This window comes from Jeotgalibacillus sp. ET6, assembly GCF_029667115.1.
Classification (GTDB): Bacteria; Bacillota; Bacilli; order Bacillales; family Jeotgalibacillaceae; genus Jeotgalibacillus.
The window spans coordinates 1-265 of record NZ_JARUIU010000120.1 but is presented as its reverse complement, the minus strand read 5'-3'; the positions used below and the strand labels follow the sequence as shown (position 1 = coordinate 265).

1 protein-coding gene is annotated in these 265 nt (G+C 67.9%); it reads left to right on the top strand.

Going from position 1 to position 265, the window contains the following annotated elements; translation table 11 throughout:
* Nucleotides 1–265, top strand: a 265-nt coding sequence (locus tag P6709_RS20010; protein ID WP_278242649.1) for a M15 family metallopeptidase, incomplete at both ends; no start/stop codon positions are given.

Genomic DNA, 265 nt, shown 5'->3' with positions numbered 1-265 from the left:
GACCCACCCCGGAGAGCTCGTCGTGCACGCCGATGCCGTCAACGCCCTGGCGCACGCGTTCTCAGCACTGTTCACCCAACGGTTCCCCATCCGCTCGATGCGCCTCGTTGACGACTTCGGCGGAGACGACGACCAGTCGATGGCCGCCGACAACACCTCAGCGTTCAACTGCCGTCCCGTCGCCGGCTCCAACCACTGGTCCCAGCACGCCTACGGGCGCGCCGTCGACGTGAACCCCCTCGAGAACCCGTACATCCACCGCGGC